At 72.7% G+C, this 21,977-nt stretch carries 24 protein-coding genes; 10 read left to right on the forward strand and 14 right to left on the reverse strand.

The genetic code is table 11. The features are described 5' to 3' along the window. Window positions 1–334, forward strand: a 334-nt coding sequence (locus tag ACFWY5_RS33925) for a winged helix-turn-helix domain-containing protein (protein WP_379636740.1), incomplete at its 5' end; no start/stop codon positions are given. Further along, window positions 331–1,776: a sensor histidine kinase gene (locus ACFWY5_RS33930; RefSeq protein WP_379636742.1), complete on the forward strand. Its 1,446-nt coding sequence runs from the start codon at window positions 331–333 to the stop codon at window positions 1,774–1,776. The genes ACFWY5_RS33925 and ACFWY5_RS33930, both read left to right, overlap by 4 nt. Before the next feature lie 5 nt (window positions 1,777–1,781). Here the strand turns inward: ACFWY5_RS33930 and ACFWY5_RS33935 are convergent, their stop codons facing one another. The 5 genes from ACFWY5_RS33935 to ACFWY5_RS33955 all read right to left on the reverse strand — a co-directional run bounded on the left by ACFWY5_RS33935 (window position 1,782) and on the right by ACFWY5_RS33955 (window position 5,209). Beyond that, window positions 1,782–2,363, reverse strand: coding sequence for a hypothetical protein (locus ACFWY5_RS33935; RefSeq protein WP_379623012.1), 582 nt, complete (start codon window positions 2,361–2,363; stop codon window positions 1,782–1,784). 62 nt (window positions 2,364–2,425) lie between these two features. Continuing rightward, window positions 2,426–4,012: an FAD-dependent monooxygenase gene (locus tag ACFWY5_RS33940; protein ID WP_379636744.1), complete on the reverse strand. Its 1,587-nt coding sequence runs from the start codon at window positions 4,010–4,012 to the stop codon at window positions 2,426–2,428. Window positions 4,013–4,078: 66 nt separating this feature from the next. Next, entirely contained in the window at window positions 4,079–4,456 is a 378-nt protein-coding gene (locus tag ACFWY5_RS33945) for a VOC family protein (RefSeq protein ID WP_379636746.1), read from the reverse strand. Beyond that, window positions 4,453–4,794 (reverse strand): ArsR/SmtB family transcription factor, encoded by a 342-nt coding sequence (locus tag ACFWY5_RS33950; RefSeq protein WP_379623018.1) that lies wholly within the window; start codon window positions 4,792–4,794, stop codon window positions 4,453–4,455. Before ACFWY5_RS33950 ends, ACFWY5_RS33945 begins: the two co-directional genes overlap by 4 nt. After that, entirely contained in the window at window positions 4,781–5,209 is a 429-nt protein-coding gene (locus ACFWY5_RS33955) for an SRPBCC domain-containing protein (protein ID WP_379623021.1), read from the reverse strand. Before ACFWY5_RS33955 ends, ACFWY5_RS33950 begins: the two co-directional genes overlap by 14 nt. A gap of 97 nt (window positions 5,210–5,306) precedes the next feature. Here ACFWY5_RS33955 and ACFWY5_RS33960 point away from each other — a divergent pair, with 97 nt between their 5' ends. The 5 genes from ACFWY5_RS33960 to ACFWY5_RS33980 are packed head-to-tail and all read left to right on the forward strand — an operon-like array spanning window position 5,307 to window position 12,296. Then, the gene (locus ACFWY5_RS33960; RefSeq protein ID WP_379636748.1) at window positions 5,307–6,566 is read left to right on the forward strand and encodes an MFS transporter; all 1,260 of its coding nucleotides are present in this window, start codon (window positions 5,307–5,309) and stop codon (window positions 6,564–6,566) included. Next, window positions 6,566–7,894 (forward strand): carotenoid oxygenase family protein, encoded by a 1,329-nt coding sequence (locus ACFWY5_RS33965; protein ID WP_379636750.1) that lies wholly within the window; start codon window positions 6,566–6,568, stop codon window positions 7,892–7,894. The genes ACFWY5_RS33960 and ACFWY5_RS33965 overlap by 1 nt, the downstream gene beginning before the upstream one ends. After that, the gene (locus tag ACFWY5_RS33970) at window positions 7,891–8,334 is read left to right on the forward strand and encodes an SRPBCC family protein (RefSeq protein WP_379636752.1); all 444 of its coding nucleotides are present in this window, start codon (window positions 7,891–7,893) and stop codon (window positions 8,332–8,334) included. Before ACFWY5_RS33965 ends, ACFWY5_RS33970 begins: the two co-directional genes overlap by 4 nt. Window positions 8,335–8,345: 11 nt before the next feature. Continuing rightward, window positions 8,346–10,961 carry an ATP-binding protein gene (locus ACFWY5_RS33975; RefSeq protein ID WP_379636754.1) on the forward strand — a complete coding sequence of 872 codons (2,616 nt, stop codon included), beginning with the start codon at window positions 8,346–8,348 and terminating at the stop codon, window positions 10,959–10,961. Window positions 10,962–11,003: 42 nt separating this feature from the next. After that, a complete protein-coding gene (locus tag ACFWY5_RS33980; RefSeq protein WP_379636756.1) occupies window positions 11,004–12,296 on the forward strand; it encodes an aspartate aminotransferase family protein in 1,293 nt (430 codons plus the stop codon). Here ACFWY5_RS33980 and ACFWY5_RS33985 read toward each other — a convergent pair. The 6 genes from ACFWY5_RS33985 to ACFWY5_RS34010 form a co-directional block, all read right to left on the reverse strand. Further along, complete coding sequence (locus ACFWY5_RS33985; RefSeq protein WP_379623034.1) at window positions 12,291–13,571, reverse strand: aspartyl protease family protein; 1,281 nt, start codon at window positions 13,569–13,571, stop codon at window positions 12,291–12,293. The two genes, ACFWY5_RS33980 and ACFWY5_RS33985, sit on opposite strands and share 6 nt — an antisense overlap. A 62-nt stretch (window positions 13,572–13,633) precedes the next feature. Then, window positions 13,634–14,581, reverse strand: a complete 948-nt coding sequence (locus tag ACFWY5_RS33990) for a squalene cyclase (protein WP_379623036.1) — start codon at window positions 14,579–14,581, stop codon at window positions 13,634–13,636. A 31-nt stretch (window positions 14,582–14,612) separates the two neighbouring features. Next, on the reverse strand, window positions 14,613–15,005 hold the full coding sequence (locus ACFWY5_RS33995) for a beta/gamma crystallin-related protein (RefSeq protein WP_379623038.1): 393 nt from the start codon (window positions 15,003–15,005) through the stop codon (window positions 14,613–14,615). A gap of 70 nt (window positions 15,006–15,075) precedes the next feature. Beyond that, the gene (locus tag ACFWY5_RS34000) at window positions 15,076–15,300 is read right to left on the reverse strand and encodes a helix-turn-helix transcriptional regulator (RefSeq protein ID WP_379636758.1); all 225 of its coding nucleotides are present in this window, start codon (window positions 15,298–15,300) and stop codon (window positions 15,076–15,078) included. A 2-nt stretch (window positions 15,301–15,302) separates the two neighbouring features. Then, on the reverse strand, window positions 15,303–15,722 hold the full coding sequence (locus tag ACFWY5_RS34005) for a hypothetical protein (protein WP_379623042.1): 420 nt from the start codon (window positions 15,720–15,722) through the stop codon (window positions 15,303–15,305). 80 nt (window positions 15,723–15,802) lie between these two features. Continuing rightward, entirely contained in the window at window positions 15,803–16,138 is a 336-nt protein-coding gene (locus ACFWY5_RS34010; protein WP_379623044.1) for a helix-turn-helix transcriptional regulator, read from the reverse strand. Window positions 16,139–16,218: 80 nt separating this feature from the next. Between ACFWY5_RS34010 and ACFWY5_RS34015 the strand changes: the two genes are divergently transcribed. Next, window positions 16,219–16,638 (forward strand): STAS domain-containing protein, encoded by a 420-nt coding sequence (locus ACFWY5_RS34015; RefSeq protein WP_379636760.1) that lies wholly within the window; start codon window positions 16,219–16,221, stop codon window positions 16,636–16,638. Window positions 16,639–16,729: 91 nt separating this feature from the next. On the opposite strand, the gene speB is transcribed toward ACFWY5_RS34015, so the two are convergent. Genes speB through ACFWY5_RS34030 form a run of 3 tightly spaced genes read right to left on the reverse strand, consistent with a single transcriptional unit; the run spans window position 16,730 to window position 20,462 of the window. After that, window positions 16,730–17,773, reverse strand: coding sequence for an agmatinase (gene speB / locus ACFWY5_RS34020; protein ID WP_379636762.1), 1,044 nt, complete (start codon window positions 17,771–17,773; stop codon window positions 16,730–16,732). A 10-nt stretch (window positions 17,774–17,783) separates the two neighbouring features. Continuing rightward, complete coding sequence (locus ACFWY5_RS34025; RefSeq protein ID WP_379636764.1) at window positions 17,784–19,025, reverse strand: LysR family transcriptional regulator; 1,242 nt, start codon at window positions 19,023–19,025, stop codon at window positions 17,784–17,786. Window positions 19,026–19,034: 9 nt separating this feature from the next. Further along, window positions 19,035–20,462 carry a hypothetical protein gene (locus ACFWY5_RS34030; RefSeq protein WP_379636766.1) on the reverse strand — a complete coding sequence of 476 codons (1,428 nt, stop codon included), beginning with the start codon at window positions 20,460–20,462 and terminating at the stop codon, window positions 19,035–19,037. 158 nt (window positions 20,463–20,620) lie between these two features. Here ACFWY5_RS34030 and ACFWY5_RS34035 point away from each other — a divergent pair, with 158 nt between their 5' ends. Together ACFWY5_RS34035 and ACFWY5_RS34040 are read left to right on the forward strand one after the other, a co-directional pair. After that, entirely contained in the window at window positions 20,621–20,920 is a 300-nt protein-coding gene (locus ACFWY5_RS34035) for an AbrB/MazE/SpoVT family DNA-binding domain-containing protein (protein WP_379636768.1), read from the forward strand. After that, a complete protein-coding gene (locus ACFWY5_RS34040; protein WP_379636770.1) occupies window positions 20,917–21,945 on the forward strand; it encodes an alpha/beta fold hydrolase in 1,029 nt (342 codons plus the stop codon). Before ACFWY5_RS34035 ends, ACFWY5_RS34040 begins: the two co-directional genes overlap by 4 nt. The last annotated feature ends 32 nt before the right edge of the window (window positions 21,946–21,977 follow it).

The following is a 21,977-nucleotide window of genomic DNA, read 5'->3' on the forward strand; positions in this document are numbered from 1 at the left end:
CCGTACCACGGGCCACCAGCCCGGCGTGCTGACCGTGGGCCCGCTCGCGCTCGACCCCGAGGGACACCTGGTGACGCGGGCGGGCCGGCCCGTCCGCGTCTCCCCCACCGAGTTCCGGCTGCTGCACTACCTGATGGAGAACGCCGGGCGCGTCGTGTCCAAGACGCAGATCCTCGACCGGGTCTGGCGCTACGACTTCGGCGGCGACGCCAGCATCGTCGACACCTACATCTCCTACCTGCGGCGCAAGGTCGACACCGGCGAGCCCAAGCTCATCCACACCGTGCACGGCACCGGCTACGTGATCCGTGAGCTCCGCGAGCCCCGGCCGTGAGCCGCCTCTCGCTGCGGGCCAGGCTGCTGCTGCTCACCACGGGCCTGCTGCTGGCCGGGCTCAGCCTCATCAGCGCCGTCGTCACCGACCGCCTGGAGCGTTACCAGCTCAACCGGCTCGACCACCAGCTCGGCACGCTCACCTCGATCATCTCCCGGGTGTCCGGCGACGGCCCGCCCGACCTCACGCAGGCCGGGACCCGCCCGGACCTCCTCGCCCCGGCCCTCGACCTGTTCGGCGCGCCGTACCTGGTGTATCTGGACGCGAACGGCGTGGTGTCGGGCCGCGTCCACTCCCCCGGGCTGAACGAGGCCGGCCTGCCCGCGCGCGAACGGCTGCGGGCGATCCCGGCCGACGGCAGGGCCGTGGACCTGCCGGCCGCCGACGGCTCCGGACGCTGGCGGGCCGTCGCCCGCCCGACCGTCGGCTGGGGCGGGACGGTGATCGCGGTCGCGCCGCTCACCGAGGCCGACGCCACCATCGCGCAACTGCGGGCCAGCAGCCTGGTCAGCGGTGTGGTGCTGCTCGTACTGCTGACGGGGGTGGGCTGGTTCGCCCTCGGGCGGGGGCTGCGGCCGCTGCGCCGGATCGAGCACACGGCCGCCGCGATCGCCGGCGGCGACCTCACCCACCGTGTGCCGGGCCTCGCGCCGCCCGGCACGGAGATCGGGCATCTCGGGGCCTCGCTCAACACCATGCTCGGCCAGCTCGAACGGGCCTTCGCCGACCGGGCCGCCTCCGAGAACCGGATGCGGACGTTCGTCTCGGATGTCAGCCACGAGCTGCGCACGCCGTTGTTCGTCATCAAGGGCTCGACGGAGCTCTACCGGATGGGCGGGCTGCCCGGACCGGCCGAGGTGGACGCGGCGATGGCCCGCATCGACCGCGAGGCCACCCGGCTGACCGCCCTCACCGAGGACCTGATGCTGCTCGCCCAGCTCGACGACGCGCCCGAGAGCCAGCTCGACCCGGCCCCGATGGACCTGCGCACCCTCGCCAACGACGCCCGCCACGACCTGCGCGCCCTCGACCCGTCACGCCGGGTCGAGCTCACCGGCCCCGGTGGCGGCGGGCCGCCGGGACCGGCTCCGGTCCGCGCCGACGAGGACCGGCTGCGGCAGGTCGTGGCCAACCTCGTGGGCAACGCCGCCGCGCACACCCCGCCGGGCACGCCCGTGCGGATCGGCGTCGGTACGGCGGGCGGGCGGGCCGTACTCGAGGTGGCGGACACGGGGCCGGGGATGACGGCCGAGCAGGCGGGCCGCGTCTTCGACCGCTTCTACCGCACCGACCGCTCCCGCAACCGCTCGGCCGGGACCAACGCGGGCCTGGGCCTGGCCATCGCGCGTTCCCTGGCCCGCGCGCACGGCGGCGACGTCGAGCTGGAGACCGCCCTCGGCGAGGGCGCGCGCTTCCGGCTGACCCTGCCGCTACTGGACTGAGGGGCTCACAGGTCCTGCGACAGGAGGGTCACCAGCTCCACCAGCTCTTCGCGGCTGAGGTTGCGGCGCAGCGCCTTGGCCGCGTTCTCCGGGCGCGAGACCGGCACGCTGATCGTGCGGGGGCGGAAGCCCGCCTGCACCATGGCCGCGTTCGTGCTCAGCTCGCCCGCCACGACCTTGCTGTGCAGCGCGGGCGCGTCCTCCCGCAGCCGCCGCAGCGCGGGCGTCTCCGGCGCCGCGACGCGGGCCTCATCCAGCTCCTCTGGCGTTTCCGGCTCCTCGGGCTGCGGCTGCCGCGCGGGGGTGGCCGCGAGCAACGCCTGGTCCAGTTGCGCGGCCACGTCGAGGTCGTCGGCCACCAGCGCCCGCACCAGCCCCGGCGTCACGCCGAGCCCGCGGGGCGGGTCGGCGGTGATGAACTCGACGAGGTCGCCGTGCTCCACGAGCTCGCCGCCCGGCCCGGTGAACTCCCGCCACGCCTCGGCGTCCAGCAGGGCGCGTACTCCGGTGGCCGCGCGCGCCAGCGTGGGACGCGCCTCCCCGATGACCGCCGACACCTCGGCCACGATCCGCCCGTGCTCCGTCACGTCTTCCCCCGCCTCCGATCGACCGGGCACCAGGGTACCGAGCCACCAGGGCGGACGCCGCGCTAGTCGTCCCGCACGTCGAAGGTGTTCCGCAGGTGCGCGGTGACGGCCGCGAGATCCATCGGCTGGGCGCGGAAGCCCACGTACCCGTCCGGGCGGATGAGGTACGCGGCGCTGCGCCCGGCCGCGTACCGGTCGCGGAAGGCGCCCGTGGCGTCCCGGAGCACCCGCGCTCCCTGCTCGGGCGGCGGGACGCCGGGAGCCAGCACGACGTAGACGCGGACCAGACCGGCCAGGGTCTCGGCGTCGTCCAGGCCGGTCGCCGCGTCCGCGTAAAGGATCAGCGTGTGGCCGGGCCCCTGGAGCAGGTCGAACAGCCGTACCGGGAAGCCGAGCCCCTCCTGCGTCAGCCCCTGCACGTCCGGCGCGCGCTCACCCGGCCGGGGACCACCGCCGGGCGGGTCCTGCGCCTCACCGGACAGCGGGCTGCCGGGGTAGGCGACCAGGAGCTGGCCCTCCCGGGCGAGCTGGGTCGCGTCGGCGTCGCCGAGTGACTGGGTGCGGGCGTAGCGGACCGTCCGGCTCACCACCTCCTCCCCCACCGGTCGCCGTTCGGCGCCGTACGTGCTCAGCAGCCCGGGAGCGGCCACGCCGCGCAGGGCCAGGGCCAGCTTCCACGCCAGGTTGTACGCGTCCTGCATGCCGGTGTTCGCGCCCTGGGCGCCGGTCGGCGGATGGATGTGGGCGGCGTCGCCGCAGACGAACGCCCGGCCCGCGCCGTAGCGGTCGGCGAGGCGGTGGCTGATGCCGAACAACGACGACCAGCGCAGATTGCCCATCGCCGGTTTCCCGGGTACGAGCCGGTCGACGACCGCCTGGAGCTGGGCGAGGCTCGGGCCGGGACGGTCGGTGACGATCCCGTGCCCGGCCCCGTCGTCCCCGCGCAGTTCCGCCGGTGCGAGCATCGACAGCCGGTAGCGGTTGTGGCCGGGCAGCGGGACGCAGACCAGCAGGTCCCGCCCGCCGTCCGGTGCTTCGGCCAGGAAGCGCAGCGCGTAGCCGGCGGGCATGGACCAGTCCACCTCGACGTCGCCGAGCATGTACTCCTCGGGGAAGCGGTCGCCCTCGAAGGCCAGGCCCAGGCCGTGCCGTACCGCGCTGTGTGCGCCGTCGCAGCCGACCAGGTAGCCGGCGCGGACGTTACGCTCCGGCCCGCCGGGCAGCGCGAGGGTGGCGCTCACCCCGTCGGCGTCCTGGGTGAAGCTCCGCAGCTCGACGCCCCGCTCCACCTCGGTGCCCAGGCGGGCCAGGTGCTCGGTCAGGATGCGCTCGACCTCGTACTGCGGCAGGGCCAGGAAACCGTAGGTGCCGTCGGGCACCCGGAGCTCGTAGGGGTCCCCGGCCACGCCGTCGGTGAACTGCAGCTGACCCCGCAGCCACACCCCCGCCGCGATCGCCTCGCGGACGACGCCCATCTGTTCCCAGACCTCGAGCGTACGCGGCTGGATCCCGACGGCCTTCGCCCAGCCCGTGGGCCGGGGCAGGCTGTCGATGACGCGGCAGGCCGCGCCGTGGCGGCGCAGTTCGGCCGCCATGGTCAGCCCCACCGGCCCCGCGCCCACCACCAGGGCGTATGTCGTCGACTCCATGTCGTCCCCCCACTCCATTGAACGCCCAGCCGCCGGCCGGACCGGGAGGGACCCCCGGGTGGCCGGTCAGCCGGACTCGGCGAGCAGGTGCACGATCCCGGCCGGGTTCTTGATCCAGTGGGTCCTCGTGGTGAGGTTCTCCAGCGGTTCCACCTCGTCGCACGGGTGGATGCCGGTCTCGGCCAGTTCGGCCGTCGCGGCGTCCATGTCGTCGGTGTGGAGCTGCAGCCACAGGTCGGGCCGGCTGTAGTTGTCGACGCGGTCCAGCCACAGCGTGTTGGGGCCGAACTTCACCGAATGGGTCCTGGAGACGGTCGGGGCGTAGCCGACGTCCTCCTCCTTGACCTCGAAGCCCAGGGTGTCGCGGTAGAAGGCCACGGTGGCCTCGTACTGCGCCTTGGGGATCTTCATCGCGATGTTCAGTCCAGCGGTGTACACGGTCATGATTCCTCCATATCGAGAGCGTCTTCCAGTGCGGACAGCCGGTCGTCCCAGCGGTGGGCGAGCATGGCCAGCCACACCTGGGCGGCGCGGATCGGTGCGGGTTCCAGGCGGTAGGGGTGGCGGCGGCCGGTGGGTTCCGCGGCGCTGATCAGGCCCGCTTCGGCGAGCAGGCCGAGGTGCTTGGCCACGGCCTGGCGGCTGATCGGCAGCCGCCGGGCCAGATCGGTGACGGTGGCCGGACCCGCGCGGGCCAGCTCCTCCAGCAGCGCCCGCCGAGTCGGATCGGTCAGCGCCGCGAACACCGCCACGGCCTGAGCCTCCGCCTCAGGCGGCGGCATCGAGGTAACTCTCCAGGTCGGCCAGCTCGGCGTCCCAGCCCTGGGTGTTGGCCTGGCGGGCGGTGCGGGCCACGCCGGCGTCGGCGGCCTTGGCGAACCCGCTCTCCACCAGCCGCAGCCGGGTGCCGCCCGGCACCTCGTCCAGGGTGAACTCGACCGTTGTCAGCAGCGCGTCCACCCCCTCGATCGCCCAGGTGAAGGCGAACCGGTGCGGCGCTTCGACGACCGTGACCGTGGCGAGCGACTCCTGGCCGAGGTCGTCCCAGCGGAAGTACGCGCGCCCCCCGGGCCGCAGGTCGATCTCGGCCACCGAGCCGAACCACCGGGACAGTCCCTCCGCGGTGGTCAGCGCGGCCCAGACCCGGTCGGCGGAATGCCGCAGCACCACCTCACGTTCGATCGTGTTCGTCACCATGTATGGCAACCTACAGGTTGCGATAGAGGTTCGCAAGTCAGCGAATAGGCGAAAACCACCGACGCGAGGACGTACGCCCCGCTGCGACCTTGAGGTCATGCACGGCACCGGACTCCACCGAACCGCCGCCTGGGCGCCCCTGGCCGCACTGGCCACCGCCCAGTTCCTCGTGGTTCTCAGCACCTCGATCGTGAACGTCGCCCTCCCGCAGATCCGCACCGGCCTCGCCATGTCGCCGGCCGGCCTGACCTGGGTGATCAACGCGTATGTGCTGGTCTTCGGCGCGATCCTGCTGCCGGGCGGCCGGCTCGGCGACGTGTACGGGCTGCGCCGCGTCTTCCTCACCGGCGCCACCCTGTTCGCCCTGGCCGGCCTGGCGGCCGCCCTGGCCACGGGACCGGCGATGCTGATCGCCGCGCGGGTCGCGCAGGGCCTCGGCGCCGCGCTCCTCGCGCCGGCCGCGCTCGCCCTGGTGCTGCGCCTGTTCCCGGACGGGAAGAGCCGCGGGACGGCGCTCGGGGTGTGGGGCGCGGTCTCCGGCGCGGGCGGCGCGGCGGGCGTGCTGCTGAGCGGCCTGCTCACCGATCTGTACGGCTGGCGCGCCGTCTTCGCCGTCCTGGTCCCCTTCGCCCTGGCGGTCATCGCGGCCACCTGGCGGCTGGTACCCGCCGACACCCCGCGCGGCGGCACCCTCGACCTGCCCGGCACGACGACGCTCGTCGCCGCCCTGCTCATGCTCACCTACGGCCTGACCAGCCTGTGGCCCGCGGCGCTTGTCGGTCTGGCGCTGCTGGCGGTGTTCGTGGTGATCCAGCGCCGCTCGCCCCACCCGCTGCTGCCCGCGCGGATGGCCGTGGTCGCCCGGCCCAACCTGCTGATGGCGCTGCTCGGGGCGGTCTGGCTGGGCCTGTTCTACTTCCTGCCCCTCTACCAGCAGCGGGACCTGGGCTACACGCCGCTGGAAGCCGGGCTGTCCCAGCTCCCCCTGGCCCTGATGATCACCATCGCGTCCTGGGCGGCCGGGAGGATCCGCGGCTGCGCGGTCCTGCCCGCCGGCCTGCTGCTGCTCGCCGCGGGCCTGGCCTGGCTCGGGCTCACCGGCGCGCTGATCGCGCCGTCGCTGCTCATCGGCGCCGGGCTCGGCGTGGCCTTCGTCCGCCTGACCGCCTGGGCCTCGGCCGGGGTCCCGGCCGAGGACAGCGGCCTGGCCGGCGGGCTGGTCAACGCCACTCGTCAGGTCGGCGGCGCCGTGGGCCTGTCCGCGCTGACCCTCCTTCCGTCGTACGGCGGGGCCTTCCTCGCCTGCGCCGCCCTGACCCTGCTCATCACGATCGTCTCGATTGGAAAGGCACCCTGATGAACGACCTCGCCAAGCCGTACCTGACCGGGCACTACTCGCCGGTCGCCGACGAGATCACCGCCCACGAGCTGACCGTGCGCGGCACGCTGCCGCCCGAGCTCAACGGCCGCTACTTCCGCAACGGCCACAACCCGAAGCCCGGGGTGACGCCCACCCACTGGTTCAAGGGCGCGGGCATGATCCACGGCATCCGGCTGGCCGGTGGCAGGGCCGAGTGGTACCGCAACCGGTGGGTGCGCACGCCGTACCTGGAAGGAGTGCCCTTCCACGGCACGGAGCTGGAGGTCTCCGCGGCGGCCACCAGCATCATCTTCCACGGCGGGCGCTACCTGGCCCTGCAGGAGGCCAACCTGCCCTGGGAGGTGAGCGCCGAGCTGGACACCGTCGGCGTGTACGACTTCGGCGGGAAGCTCACCAGCGCCATGACCGCCCACCCGAAGGAGGACCCGGTCACCGGGGAGCTGCACTTCTTCAGCTACAGCCCCTTCCCGCCGTACCTGACCTACCACGTCGCCGACGCCTCCGGGCAGATCGTGCGGACCCAGGTGATCGAGGGGGCGGGGCCGTCGCTGATGCACGACTTCGCGATCACCGCGCAGCACGCGGTGTTCATGTGCTCGCCGGTCGTCTTCGACCACGCCGAGCACTCGGGCATCCCCTATCGCTGGCACGACGACGTGCCGTTCCGGATCGGCGTCATGCCGCGCGAGTCGGACCGGGTGACCTGGTTCGAGGTCGAGCAGAGCACGCTACTGCACGTCAGCAACTCCTACGTGGACGCCCACGGGCGCGTGGTGCTCGAAGGGCCGCGCTTCGACCGCGCCGGGTGGGAGTCGTCGTGGAAGTGGTGGGTGGGCGCGCCCGCGTACGGCCCGAGCCCGCTGGCCGGCGCGACCCTGCACCGCTGGATCCTCGACCCGGCCACCGGCAAGGCCGCCGAGGAGCCCCTGAACAGCCTGAACGTCGAGTTCCCCGCCATCAACGACGCCCACACCGGCATCGCCAACCGCTACAGCTACGCCATCGCCTTCCCCGGCGCGGGCCTGTCCGGCTACCACACCGTCAAGTTCGACACCGCGACCGGCGGGCAGCGGTTGTTCTCCCACGGCGAGGACCGCATGCCCGGCGAGGCCGTCTTCGTGCCCGCCGTCGGCAGCAACAACGAGGACGACGGCTACCTGCTCACCGTCGTCAGCGACCTCAAGGCCGGCGCGTCCGAGCTGCTCGTCCTGGACGCCGCCGAGCTGACCACGGTCGCCGCCGTCGAGCTCCCCCACCGGGTGCCGTCGGGCATCCACGGACACTGGATCGAGGACACCAAGTGATCACCGCCATCGACTTCGGCGCCCCCGTCGTCGTCCGCCTCGCCACCGTGATCGAGGCTCCGCTGGAGCGCGTCTGGCGCCTGCACACCGACGTGAACGGCTGGCCCGCCTGGCAGAGCGACATCACCAGCTCCTCCGCCCACACCCCGCTGGTCGCCGGCGCGGTCTTCCACTGGAGCACCTTCGGCCTCGACATCACCTCCACCGTGCACCTGGCCGAGCCGCGGGACCGCATTCTGTGGGGCGGCCCCGCCCATGGCATCGACGGGCTGCACCTGTGGACCTTCCGTGAGGAGGGCGGCGCCGTACACGTGCACACCGAGGAGTCGTGGGACGGCGCGGCGATCCGCGCGGACGTGGCGGGCATGCGCGCCGCGCTCGAAGGGTCGCTGACCGCCTGGCTGCGCCACCTGAAGGAGGAGGCGGAGAAGGCCCCCTAGAGTGTCTGCCCATGGACATGGTGCTCGGGCGCGACGCCGAGATGGCGCGGCTCACCGCTCTGCTCGATGCCGCACGGCAGGGGCGGGGCGGCGCCCTCGTCGTCAAGGGAGAGCCGGGCATCGGCAAGAGCGTGCTGCTACGGCAGGCGGGGCAGGCCGCGGACGGATTCCTCGTCATCCGGGCCACGGGCGCGCAGTTCGAGATGGAGCTGCCCTTCGCCGCGCTCCATCAGCTGTGCGCGCCGCTCCTGGACCACCTCGGCGACCTGGCCCCGCCGCAGCGCACGGCCCTCGAAGGGGCGTTCGGGCTGAACTCCGGCACGCCGGAGCCCCTGATGGTCGGCCTGGGCGCCCTGGGACTGCTGCTGGCGGCGCTGCGCGAGCGGCCGGTGCTGTGCGTCGTGGACGACGCCCAATGGCTCGACCACGCCTCCGCCCACACGCTGGCCTTCCTGGCCCGCCGGATCGGGACCGAACGCATCGCCATGATCTTCGGCGTCCGCGAGCCGGGACCGGCCGCGCTGGCGGACCTGCCCGAGCTGGGGCTGCGCGGCCTGAGCGAAGCCGAGGCGCGCGCCCTGCTCGATCAGGCCGTCCACGCGCCGCTGGACGAGCGGGTCCGCGACCGCATCCTGTCCGAATCCAGGGGCAACCCGCTCGCGCTGCTCGAACTGCCGAGAACCGCGGGACTGGGCGGCATGGCGGGCGGCTTCGACGTCCCGGCCGTGATCGAACAGAGCTACCTGACGCGCCTGCGGGCCCTGCCGGAACCGGCCAGAACCCTGCTCACCGTGGCGGCGGCCGAGCCGGTGGGCGACGCGGGACTGCTGTGGCGGGCCGCCGGGCGGCTGGGCATCACCGCCGACACCGCCGCGCGGACCGGCGGGCTGGCCGAGTTCGGCACCCGGATCCGCTTCAGCCACCCGCTGGCCCGCTCCGCCGTCTACGGCGCCGCCACCGCCGGTGAACGCCGCCGGGCGCACGCGGCCCTGGCGGAAGCCACCGACCCGGCGGCCGAGCCCGACCGGCGCGCCTGGCACCGCGCCCAGGCCGCCCCCGGCCCGGACGAGGAGGTCGCCGCCGAACTCGACGCCTCCGCCGCCCGCGCGCAGGCCCGTGGCGGCATCGACGCGGCGGCGGCCTTCCTGGAACGCTCGGCCGCGCTGACCACCGACCCCGCGGCGCGCGCCGAACGGGTGCTGGCCGCCGCCCGCGCCAAGCTCGCGGCCGGCGCGTTCGAGGTCGCCGCCGACCTGCTCACCAGCGTGCAGAGCGACGACCCGCGCTTCGACGTGCTCCGCGGCCGCCTGTCCTTCGCCCGCTACCGGGGCGGCGCCGACCCTGCCGCCTACCTCCTGCGGGCCGCCCGCGCCCTGGCGGAGACCGACCCGGCCCGCTCGCGGGCCTGCTACCTGGACGCGATGGAGATGGGCGTGTTCACCGGCGAGCTGGCCGCCATCGTGGAGGCCGCCAGGTCCGCGCCGCCCGGCACCGGGACCGGCACCGACACCGTGCTCGACGGCCTGGTCACGCTCGTCACCCGGGGCCACGCCCCGGCCGCCGGGCCGCTGCGGCCGATCGTGCGCCGGCTCGACGACGAGGTCTGGGCGAGCCGCCCCTCCCTCGGCTACATGATCGCCGCCGAGCTGTGGGACATCGAGGTGATGCGCGGTACGGCCGAGCGGGTCGTGGCCACGGGACGCGAGTCCGGCGCCTTCCACCTCGTGCCGATCGGCCTGGCGATGCTGGCCACCGTCCGCGCGCACGAGGGCGCGTTCGGCCCCGCGGCCGAGATGATCTCGGAGGAGGAGGCCATCGCCTCGGCGACCGGGGCCGCTCCCCTGGTCTACCCGCGCCTGCACCTGGCCGCCCTGCGCGGACGGCGTGAGGAGGCCATGGCGCTGTTCGCGGACGTGCCGCCGAGGATGAGCCTCAGCGCGCAGTGGGCCGCGGCCGTCCTGCACAACGGCCTGGCCGACTACCCCGCCGCGCTGGTGGCGGCCCGGGCCGCCACCGCCAGCGGCGACCTGGGCGTGTCCGGTCTGGCCCTGCCCGAGCTGATCGAGGCCGCGGTGCGCTCCGGCCGCCCCGAGCCGGCCGCCGGAGCCCTGCGCGAGCTGACCGTGCGCGCCCGCGCCGCCGGTACCGCCTGGGCCCTGGGCGTCGAGGCGTACTGCCGCGCCCTCGTCACCGGCGAAGAGGACGGCTACCGGGAGGCCGTCGAGCACCTGCGCGACAGCCCGACGGCCATCCACCGGGGCCGGGCCCACCTGCTGTACGGGGAGTGGCTGCGCCGGGAGGGACGGCGCCGGGACGCGCGGGCACAACTCCGGCAGGCCCATGAGCAGTTGTCCGAGCTGGGCGCGGAGGCCTTCGCCAAGCGGGCGGCCGGCGAGCTGCGCGGCACCGGTGAGCAGGCGCGCAGCCGTACCGCGGCGGAGGGCGAGCAGCTCACCCTGCAGGAGGTGCACATCGCGCGGCTCGTAGCCGAGGGCGCGACCTCCAAGGACGTCGCCGCCACGCTCTTCCTCAGCCCGCGCACCATCGACGCCCACCTGCGCAACATCTTCCGCAAGCTCGGGCTCACCTCGCGCAGGCAGCTTCGGGATCTGCCCGAGATCCACTAGCGCGATGGACGCGTACGGCGGCGCGTGCCTAACGTCGGTGGCATGGTTCCCGAATCAGCCCGCCACCTCATCCGCTACAGCGGCCAGGCCGCGTTCACACCGGAGCTCATCGCCCGCGCGCGGGGCACCTCGGTGTTCACCGAGAGCGGCCACGAGCTGCTCGACTTCACCTCCGGCCAGATGAGCGCGATCCTCGGGCACTCCCACCCGGCGATCGTCGCGACGGTGCGCGAGCAGATCGGCCTGCTCGACCACCTGCACAGCGGCATGCTCAGCCGCCCCGTCGTCGACCTAGCCCGCCGGCTCGCGGAGTCACTGCCCGATCCGCTGGAGAAGGCTCTGCTGCTGACCACCGGAGCCGAGGCCAACGAGGCCGCGGTACGGATGGCGAAGCTCGTCACCGGCCGGCATGAGATCGTGTCGTTCGCCCGGTCCTGGCACGGGATGACGATGGCCGCCGCGAACGCCACCTACAGCGCCGGCCGCAAGGGGTACGGGCCCGCCGCGCCGGGCAACTTCGCGCTGCCCGTTCCCGACCGCTTCCGTCCCGGCGTCGTCGACGCCGGCGGCGCGCTCGACTGGCGCCGCCAGCTCGACCTGGGCTTCGACCTGATCGACGCCCAGTCGGTCGGCAGCCTGGCCGCGTGCCTGGTCGAGCCGATCCTCAGCTCGGGCGGCGTCATCGAACTGCCGCCCGGCTATCTCGCCGCGCTGGCGGGCAAGTGCCGGGAACGCGGCATGCTGCTGATCCTGGACGAGGCGCAGACGGGGCTGTGCCGTACCGGGGACTGGTACGCCTTCCAGCACGACGGCGTGGTGCCCGACATCCTCACGCTGTCCAAGACGCTCGGCGCCGGGCTGCCGCTGGCGGCCGTGCTGACCAGCGCGGAGATCGAGCGGCGGGCGCACGAACGCGGGTATCTGTTCTTCACCACCCACGTCAGCGATCCGCTGCCCGCCGCGGTCGGCAACACCGTCCTGGACGTCCTGGAGCGCGACCACCTCGACAAGCGGGCGGGCGAGCTCGGCGCGCTGCTGCGGGGCCGGCTCGACGCGATCGCCGCCCGTCACGAGGTGGTCGGGGACGTGCGCGGGCGCGGGTTGCTGCTGGGGGTGGAGCTGGCCGGAGACGAGGTACTGGGCGCGGGCGGCGCCGACCGGCTGGGCGCGGAGGTCACCCGGCGCTGCTTCGACCTCGGGCTGCACATGAACATCGTGCAGTTGCCCGGCATGGGCGGCATCTTCAGGATCGCGCCGCCGCTGACCGCGAGCGACGAGGAGATCACCCGCGGCGCCGCCATCCTCGACCAGGCCCTCGCCGAGGCCCGCCTATGACGGGCGGCTGATGGACATGCGCATGCGGGTGTAGTCGAAGGTGACGGCGTACGGCTTGAAGAACTCGTGGGTGAAGTTCGCGATCATGTCGAAGCCGAACTGCGCCGACTGGCCGGGGCCGGGCAGTCCCGGGAAGACCTTCTCGGCGGCCTTGCCGCGCACGTCGCGCCGGACCGCGCGGCCCAGGCCGGCCCGCTCCGCGGTGAGCGGGTAGGTCTTGATGCCGAACCGCTCGCTCGGGTTGTCGTAGTCCACCGTGAGGCCGTACTGCTCCGCGATCGCCACCGTGGTGTCCAGGGCACTGCCGATGCCGCCGGTGTCGATGCTGACCATCCTGGGCGGGTGGTCGCCGAGGCTGCCCACCGAGCACGGGAAGTGGTCCCCCGCCAGCCACAGCGGCAGGCGGGCGATCTCGTCGCGCGCGGCGCCGGGCGTGCGCCGCAGCAGCAGGGCCTTGCCCGCGTAGTCCATGGTGGTCAGGAAGTGGTAGAAGATCGTGGTGCCGAACGCGCCCGCCGCCTGCGAGCCGTCGGGCAGGGGCGGCCGTTGCGCGTCGTTCCACTGCACGGGGATGTTGCGGATCTCGATGTCGCCGACCCTGAAGGAGTCGAGGACGCCGAAGTGGAGCACGACGGGATGGGCGTCCACGACCCCGCCCTCGACGGTGGCCAGCGCCCGCAGCCCGGCCCGTTCCGCCTCCTCCATCGACAGGTCCAGCGTCGCGTAGGTGTCGAGGTAGAACTTCTGCGGCCTGCCGCCGTTGACGGTGGCCTCGACGGAGGGGACGGGATCGAGGGTGTGGAAGGGCACGCGGGTGCTCCGGGCGCCGGAGATCGTCCAGGGCGTGCCCTCGATGTGGGAGTAGACCTTGGCGAACGCCGCGTCGCGCGGGCGGCCGGTACGGCGCAGCAGCGGGACCGCGCGGGCCGGCTGGTCCTGGCGGACGAAGCACTCCGCCAGGCGCTGGGTGGAGGCGATGTCGCCCGGAGCCAGCGCGATGGCCTTGCCCAGGTGCGCCTGCGCGGTGCCGAACCGGTTGGACAGCAGCGCGATGTAGCCGATCTGCGCGTGGGCGCGGGCGGCGCGCGGGTCCTCGCGCAGTTGGCGGCGGTAGCCGCGTTCGGCGTCGGCGAACCTGCCCTGTTTGAACAGCTGGTCGGGGTCCTCGGTGCCGGCCTCGGCCGCGAGGGGCAGGGCCGTACTCGCTCCGGCGGCGGCGGCGAGGGCCGCCGCTCCCTTCAGGAACGTGCGCCGGTCGGCATGGTGGAGGGTCATGTGTCCTGCCTCGTGTCGGGTGCGGATCGATCAAGGCCACACAACAGAGGCGGCGGTTAAACTCAGATAAGGGCGTCCCACCAGGAGAGCACCCGCGTCCCTGACAGGGTCAGCCACTTCGACGGCTTCCCCACCGGCGCGTCCACCTCGAACCACACCCGCCCCGGATACCGCCACGCCTGCTCCCAGGTGCCGTCCGGGCGCCGGGCGGACCGGATGAGCTCGATCGCCTCCGCCATCCGCGGGTCCGGCTTCGTACCGTCGAACAGCGCGGCCTCGCGGAAGTACTCGGCCGCGTTGAGCACGGTGTACTGCCACCGGACGGGGTACGCGAACCGCCCCGCCCACGGCCCGACCGGCTCACCGGTGGACAGGCGGCGGAAAAGACCGCGCCGCAGCAGGTACTCCTCGCCGGAGCGCCGGGCGGCGCGGGTCTCGTCCGTGCCGCCGGTCGCCACGTCGTAGGCGAGCAGCCCCTTGAGCGAGTTGAGCGTCGAGTGGAACGACGAGCGCGTCGAGCCGTTGACCCACTCGCAGTTCCAGCCGCCGTCCGGCAGCCGGTGCTCAAGGAACCACTCGGCGATGCCGGTGACGTCGGCGCCGAGCCAGACGCCGTTCCCGGCCGTCCAGGCGTTGATGCAGCAGTCCACCTCGCCGCCCCAGTAGGGCAGGCCGTCGTACTCCCACCGGCAGTTCTCGGCGAGCAGTTCCGCGGTACGGCGTTCGCGCAGGACGGCCGGATCCATCCCCCATTCCCGCAGTGTGGTGAGCGTCCAGGTGGTCGCCGTCCAGGGCTGCCCGTCTTCTTTCTCAGGTTCTTTCGGGAAGAACGCGCCGCCCGCCCACTGGCCGTCCGGGTCCTGGAGGGCGAGCAGCCGGGCGCCGAAGCCCTCGGCCGCGATCCGCGCCCGCGTCGCCTCCCACACCCGCGGCGGCTCGCCGGCCAGATCGCGCTCGACCTGCCAGCGCAGCGCCGGATCGGAGTCACGCAGCCATGCGATCAGATCCATGGAGCCGACCCTATCCAGGCGCGTGCCCGGGTCAGAGGGTCGTGCTGAGGAACATGGGGAACTGGAAGCAGTTCGGTCCGATGAGCCGCTGAACCGAGGAGATCGTGTCGCCGAACTGCCACCACCGGTGGTGCAGGTCGCTGATGCTCTGGCCGGGCAGCACGCAGTAGGCGCGGCCGCCGTTGTTGTCGTGCTGGTAGACGACCCAGGCCGAGTTGCCGGTGACCCGCAGGGAGCTGGCCCGGTCGTCGCTGCCGGTCGGTGAGAGGTTGCCGTTGGTTTCGCTGAAGGTCCAGTTCAGCCCGCCCAGGGACTGGTTCTGGCCGAGGATGAGAGTCCCGACCGATGCCTGCGCGGGCACGGAGCCCGTCAGCGCGGCCACGGTCGCCGCCGCGGCCAGGATCGCCGGCAGGTGCTTGCGCATGAGGTGCCTCCTCTGAGAGTGAATGTCATCAGAGGGGCGTGACATCCCGTTCCACCGTGGAACACCGCCGTCAGTCGCCGTCCTCCGGGTACTGGAAGACGTCGTCGAGCGTGACGCCCAGCGCGCGAGCGATCTTGAAGGCCATCTCCAGCGAGGGCGAGTAGCGGCCCTGCTCGATGGCGATGACGGTCTGCCTGGTCACGCCGACCCGCTCGGCCAGGTCCGCCTGCGTCATCTCGCCCCTGGCGAAGCGCAGCGCGCGGATCGAGTTCGTCACCCTGGTGGGCTTGACCATGCTCAGAAACCCCTGCGGTAGGCGACGATCCGGGCGATCGCCGAGGCGAGGGCCGACAGCACGAACGCCAGGTAAAGGGCGTTGGCGATCCAGAAGTGCGCGGCGCCGGCCAGGGTCAGCGCGAACACGCCGACGACGCCGGCGGCCAGCACGTAGTACTCGGCCCGCTGGCCGTACCGGCGGATGGAGGCGTCGCGCTCGTCCTTCAGGCCCGCCTCCCTCGGCGCGGCGATCGCGGTGGCGATCGACGCCACGATGTTCGCGAGTACGGCGACGCCGATGGCGGTGAGCAGGGCCGGGATGTAGGTGATCCGGGTGACGTCCGCGCCGGGCAGCTGCCGGAGGACGATGGTGAAGTAGACGACGGGGATCGCGAGCGCGACCGCCGCGTACGCCCACACCCGTTTCTCCTCGGTGGACATGACACTCCTCCATGTAAAGAAAAGCCGACATCGCCAAGGTAAAGCACCTTGGACATGATGTCAAAGATTCTTAACATGGATCAGGCCGGCCGCCGGCGTTTGGTGAAGATCTCGATGAGGTGGCGGACGGCGATGCCGGACTCGGTGGGGTAGCGGAAGTGCCGGTCGGGGTTGAGCGTGTAGATGTTGCGGCGGCCGACTCTTTCGCGGCCGAGGTAACCGGCTTCGTGCAGGTCGTTGACGACGCCCTGGACCGTGCGCTCGGTGATGCCGATGGTGGCGGCGATGTCGCGCAGCCTCACCTCGGGATCGCGGGCGATCTCCAGCAGGACCCGGGCGTGGTGGGTGAGGAAGGTCCAGCCGGGCGGGCTTTCACCCTGAGGTTCGGGCACGGCGTTCACTCTCTCGTCCCTCACGTGACGACTGTTATAGGAACATCGTATACTGAAATATCTTTCCTGTATTGTCATTCACCCATAGAGTAGAGTGGCGCCGTTTGAGCAGGGTTTCTGTCCGGGAGATCACCGAGGTCGTGATGACGCCGCTGTCCTTGATGACCGTCAGTATGCTGCGTGGCACGCTGATCACCGTCACCGGCGAGCTGGACGCCGGCAACGTCGCGCAGCTGGCGGACTACGTCGCCGAACGCCACACCGAGCCGGGGCTGCCGCTGGTTCTCGACCTGAGCGGGCTGACCTTCATGGACAGCACCGGCCTGAGCCTGCTCCTGCATCTGAGAGCCGGCTCCGGCGAGCACGGCGGCAGTCTCCACCTGGCCACCGTGCAACCCCGGCCCGCCCGCATCCTGGAGGTCACCGGCGCGTACCGCCAGTTCAACATCCACCCCACCCTCGAAACAGCACTCCAAGCCTCCGGCCTGACCACCGCCGACCCCTCCTCGGCCGACATCGCCTGACACGCGGCAGGGGCCCGCCGGTTGCCTCACACCCGCCATCGGCCGACATCACATGACATGCAGCGCGCTGTGCGTCACGGGCACGAGCCGGTCACCGCGGACCGCCACCGGGTGACATCGTGTGCCTTTTGAGCAGGGGCTCGCCGCGGTCCCATGGCTGCAGTTGTCCGTGCTTCTCCGCGCGCTGCCTGGCCAGGCCGGACAGTGCCTCCAGTACGACGCGGCTGCCGAGCATGGCCGTCACGTCGGCGTGATCATGGGCGGGGGCGACCTCGACCACCTCGACGCCGGCGATCGGCAGCTCGTAGGACAGGCGCCGCACCGCGTCCAGCAGTTCGCGGGAGGTCAGGCCGCCCGGCTCCGGGGTGCCCGTTCCCGGTGCCATGCCCGGATCGACGACGTCGATGTCCACCGACAGATACACGGCGTCGCACTCGTCCAGCGCGATCTCGGCCGCCTCGCTCAGGCATTCGGCCAGGCCGCGCTCGACGATCTCGGTCATCTCGTACGAGCGCATCCCCTGGTCGGCCATCCAGCGCAACGTCTCCGGCCCCGGCCAGTAGCCGCGCAGCCCGATCTGCAGAAACCGGTCGCCCCTGGCCGCGCCCGACTCGATGAGCCGGCGCATGGGCTGGCCGTGCCCGATGAGCGTGCCGTAGGAGCTGTCGCCGGTGTCGGCGTGCGCGTCGAAGTGCAGAACCGACACCCTGCCCCACCCGGCCGCGCGGGCGACGCCGGTGATGTTGGGCAGCGCGATCGAATGGTCGCCGCCGAGCACGAGCGGGATCTTGCCGGCCGCCGCGACCGTGTGAACCGCCTGCTCCAGGGCGGCGTGCGCCGCATAGGCGTCACCGCCCAACATCATGACGTCACCGGCGTCCTTCACCCGCAGGTCCAGCAGGCCGTCCACGCCGAGGGCGAGCGACGGGCGGACGCCGTCGTGTTCGAGGTAGCAGGCCTGCCGGATGGCGCCGGGGCCGAAGCGGGCGCCCGCGCGGTAGGAGGTTCCTCCGTCGTACGGCGCGCCCAGGATGACCACCTCTGCCTCCTCCCAGGAGGCCGGATCGTCCAGGTCGCAGGCGGGGACGCCGAGGAAGGTGAGATCAGGACCATACATAGCGCCGAATCGGGTCATGGCCGCATCCTCACAGCGACCGGTCCTGATCCGGAACGCCCCGCTTTTCTGCACCACCTCCATAGGCTCTATGCAGCTCGGTCCAGACCCGGTCCACGACGGCGGGGCGTGGCCCGGCGGGGGTGACGAACTGGATCCCGCGCGCGCCCACGTCCTGGAGCACTGGGCGGGAGACCACGTCGTACCCCTGCTCGAAGGCGAGCTCGGGCACCAGCGCCACCGCACCCCCTGCGCCGACGAAGCCGTGGATCACGCTGTAGTTGTCGGCACGCAGCGCGATGCGGGGACGGAAGCCGAGGGACTGGCAGGTCGCGTACAGGGTCTGGTCGCTCGGGTCGTAGGAGCCGCTGGAGATGATCCACCCCTCGCCGGCCAGCAACCCGAGATCGACAGGCCCTTCACGGGCGGCCAGGGCATGCCCCCTGGGCAGGAGCAGCCGGTAGGGATCGTCCATCAACCTCCGCACCCGCAGATCCGCCCCATAACGCCCCCTTACTCCCGCCCCACCCTTCACCTCTACGCCACCACGCGCCTTCACCCCCGACCCGAGGCCAGGCTCAGGCTCCACCCCCGAGTCGCCACCGGGCACCACACCCGAGCCCAGCCCCGACCCGAGCCCGTGCTCCACCCCCGACCCGAGGCCAGGCGTCACATCCGAGCCCAGCCCAGGCTCCACACCCGAACCGTGGGCAGGCTTCACACCCGGGCTGTGGCCGTGCTCCGCCCCCGAGCCGCCGAGCCTGTGCTCCGTCCCCGAGCCGTGGCCGTACCTCGCGGCGGTGACGTGGCCGGCCTTGGTGGCCGCGACGTCGTAGATCAGGGCGCAGTGCAGCGACCTGGCCCGTAGCCGGGTGAGGAGGTCGAGGGGCTCGGCCTCGGTGAGTTCGATCCGGACGTCGCTGCCCTCGGTGGCGCGTCGCAGCGGGCCGGGCAGCAGCTTGGTCGCCGCCGTGGTGAACGCGCCGACCCGCAGCGTGGACACGCCGTGGGCCAGGCGCGCCGCCACGTCCGACTCCACGGTCTCGATCCGCTCCAGCACGTCCGCCGCGTGCTCAAGCACCATCGCCCCGATGTCGGTCAGGACGGCGCCCGTGGGGCCGCGTTCGACCAGCCGGGCGCTGAGGTGGGCCTCCAGCGCGTCGAGGTGGTAGCTGATCGTGGGCTGGCCGTAGTGGAGCCGGCGGGCCGCCCCGGCCAGCGAGCCGCTGACCGCGATCGCCCTCAGCACGTGGAACTGGCGTAGATCCATCATCCATACATGCTATGGAGGGTAGGTGGTCAGCTCGCCGTACGCGGACAGGGTCTTGGCCAGATCGCCCCCTTTGCCGCGCAGCGTGGCGTCCAGGAACGCGGTGGTGACCGCGGAGGTGAGCCGCGGGCCGGCGGTGCGCCCGGCGGAGCCGATCAGCGAGGGCAGCGGCGGCAGGTACAGGGGCGCGTCGGTGAAGGTCAGGTGGGCCGAGCCGGGGACGGTGAGCCGGTAGCTCGCCGCCTCGCTGAGGTCGAGCACCCGCGTGAGGCGGGAGAGGTAGTCCTGCTCCTCCCCCGGCCCGATGTCGTGCGTCAGCGCGAGCACGGGCTGACGGAACGGCCGGGCGACGGGGTCGCGCGGGTAGCCGTCCAGCACGATGACCGCGGCGAACCGCGCGTCCTGCCGGGCGGCCTGCAGCGCGGCGGCCCCGCCGAGGGAGTGACCGGTCGCCGCGGCCCGTTCCAGGTCGAGCCGCCCGGTCAGCGGGCCCTGGATCTCGCCGCTGTGCATCCGGCCGAGCTGCGTGAGCACGAAGCTGAGGTCGCCCGCGCGGACCGCCGTCCATCCGGCCGCCCGCCGCTCGTCCTCCGCGTCGTCACCGGTCGCCGCCAGCCGCGTACGTACGGCCCTGCCGTCGTCGAGCACGACCACGGCCGAGTCGTACGGATGGTCGACCCCCGCCACCACGTACCCGCGACTGGCCAGATCCTCGGCCCAGGCCGTGTTCTGGGTACGCACCCCGCCAAGCCCCGGCGAGAAGAGCACCACGGGAAACCGCTCGCTCCCGCCCGCCACCGGAGCCTCCGGGGCCGAACGCGCATGGGCACGCGCGACTTCGTCCAGCATGAACCCGGGCACCCCGAGATAGTCCGCGGCGCCCCCGGCCACGATCCGCGCCTCCTCCGCCGTGCGGCCGAGGTAGCGGCTCTGCCGGGCGCCCGTGGAGTCACCGGAGGGGTACCAGAGCTGGACCACGACCGTCCGTTGGTCACCCGCCTTGGCGGTGGCGGTTTCGTCCCTGTCGGCGTCGGTCCACTGCACCACGGTGGTCCCGGCCGCGTACGCCCCCGGCGGCCGGGGAAACGCCGGCAGCGGCAACGCCCACGACGCCCCCGTACCCGCCACGACCAGGCCAAGCCCGGCCACCGCTCCCGGCAGCGCCGCCCACCATCGGGCCCTGCGCACCGGCCGCCCCGTCCGTCCTCTCATCAGCACGAACACCGCGAAAGCCAGCGCCACTCCGCCGGCGGCGAGCACCGGGACGAGCTGCCAGCGCACACCGGACACGGCCAGCACCACCGCGCACACGGCGAAGACGGCCCCGGCCGCCGTCGCGACCGGCCGCCGCGCGGGAGGCGGGAGCCAGCGGGCCAGCACCAGTGCCACGGTGGCCAGTACGGCAAGGATCTCCAGGGGAGACAGCCCGAGAATCGTCACCCGCCCATTCTTCGGATCACCGCCGCGCCGGGCATCAGCTCTACGTCCAGACCTGCGTGCTCCCCTGGTAGGACCTCGTACGCCTCTGTCCGACCAGAGTCTGATGCCAACTAGTTGGAAAAGTGGGTACGATGCGACTAGTTGGCATAGGAGGGCGTATGGCCGGAAAGATGATCGAAGGGCCGGACGGCCGGTACATCGTGGGCACGGTGAAGATCGGGGAGAAGGGGCAGATCGTCATCCCGAAGGACGCGCGGGACCTGCTCGACCTTCAGCCGGGTGACACCCTGCTCGTGCTCGTGGACCGCAAGCAGGGCATCGCGCTGGTCGACAACGAGAGATTCCGCAACTTCGCCGGCGGCGTGCTGGCCGCACAAGAAACCGCACAAGAAGCCGCGCAAGAAGCCGTACACGAGGCCGCGCAAGAAGCCGTGCAGGACGAGGAGCCGGAGAGATGACCGGCTACCGCAACCCGTTCGAAGGGCAAGGAGAGCCGTTGCCGCCCGCGCTGGCGCGGGCCGGGTTCCGGCAGGAGTTCGCCACGTTCGACGGCACGGTCATCAGCTATGTCCGCGGGCCGGAGGCCGGGGTGCCGCTTCTGCTCGTCCCCGGCCAGATGAGCCTGTGGAGCAGCTACCGCCGCGTCATGCCGGAGCTTTCACGGCGCTTCACGGTCTTCGCCGTCGATGTCCGGGGCCATGGAAACTCCTCCTGGACACCCGGCGACTACTCCTGGGACTCCGCGGGCAACGACCTGGCCCGCCTGCTGCGCGAGGTCATCGGCCGGCCGGCGATCGTCAGCGGGAACTCCTCCGGCGGCGTCCTGGCCCTGTGGTGCGCGAGCCGTACCCCGGAAGAGGTCGCGGCGATCGTGCTGGAGGACCCGCCGATCTTCTCCGCCGAGATGCCGCGCTTCCGCGACCGGGACCGGTGGGTCTACGGCAGTCTCGCGCACGCCGTCAGCGTGCTCGGCGACCTCGACCCGCGGCGGGTCGCCGGCATCTACCGCCAGGAGATCCCCGTCTCGGAGACCAGGTCCGTGCGGATGCCGGACCAGCTCGTCGGCCTGCTGGACCGGCTGGTGGCCCGGCATCGGCGGCGGCACCCCGGACGCCCAGCGAGCCTGGGCGTCCGGTGGCTGCCACGGTCGCTTGAGGAGATGGTGCGGGCGGCGTCGATGTTCGATCCCGACTTCGCCCAGGCCTTCCTCGACGGCCGCTTCTACGGCGACTTCTCCCACGAGGCCGCACTCCGCGCGACGTCCTGCCCCGTCCTGCTGCTGCACGCCAACTGGAACCGCTACGAGAACCACGGGCTGGTCGGCGCGATGGACGACGACGACGCGCGGAGGGTACGCGAGCTCGCGCCGCAGACCGTCTACCGGCGGATCGATGCCAGGCACGTGATCCACGGCGACAAGCCGGACGCGTTCACCGCCGCGCTGACCGATTTCGCGGCAAGGCTTCCCAGCAGAAGCGGTTAGGTTGAGTACCGGCGCGCGCCTTGACGGGTGGC

The organism is Nonomuraea sp. NPDC059007 (assembly GCF_042740555.1).
In the GTDB taxonomy this organism is placed as follows: domain Bacteria; phylum Actinomycetota; class Actinomycetes; order Streptosporangiales; family Streptosporangiaceae; genus Nonomuraea.